At 39.6% G+C, this 720-nt stretch carries 1 protein-coding gene; it reads left to right on the top strand.

All coding sequences use genetic code 11. The annotated features are described in order from the left end of the window. Positions 1-3 precede the first annotated feature (3 nt). Positions 4-720, top strand: a 717-nt coding sequence (locus CIK95_RS04065) for an IS982 family transposase (protein ID WP_254046415.1), incomplete at its 3' end; no start/stop codon positions are given.

Here is a 720-nt window from a genome sequence, read left to right as displayed (position 1 = left end):
GTTATGGAGATTACCAAGAACAAAATTACGGAAATTTTCTGTATTATCGATGATTTTTGCCAAGAATATGATATGGAAATTGCCCGCATGTCCATTTGTGAGTCAGATGGGCGTAAGCACCGCAATCGGAAATGGACTATGAGCCGGTCGGAAATCATGACGATACTCATCTACTTTCATTTCAACACTTTCCGCAACTTCAAGCATTATTACCTTTTTTATGTCAAGGTTCACCTGCACGACCTGTTCCCCAAGCTGCTTTCATATAACCGCTTTGTTGAACTCGAGTCCAGAGTCGCGGTTGAGATGATGCTGTTCCTCCAACTGTTTTGCTTTGGCAGATGCACGGGTATAAGTTTCATTGACAGCACATGCATTCCTGTATGCCACAACAAGCGTATAACAAGAAATAAGGTATTCCGTGATTATGCAGAAAGAGGTAAAAGCACCATGGGATGGTATTTCGGTTTCAAGTTACACCTGATATGCAATGAGAGAGGTGAACTGCTTAACTTTATGCTTACAAAAGCGAATGTTGACGATAGGAATACAGATGTTTTTAACAGATTGAGTGATAATGTGTTCGGAAAATTATTCGCAGACAAAGGATATATTTCGCATGGCTTGTTTGAGAGATTGTTTAACAACGGTATAGAAATTGTCACTGGCTTGAAATGCAATATGAAAAACAAGCTTATGCCATTGTATGACAAGATTCTG

Source organism: Prevotella sp. P5-108 (genome assembly GCF_002251385.1).
Classification (GTDB): domain Bacteria; phylum Bacteroidota; class Bacteroidia; order Bacteroidales; family Bacteroidaceae; genus Prevotella.
This window is presented reverse-complemented; position numbering and strand designations above follow the sequence as displayed.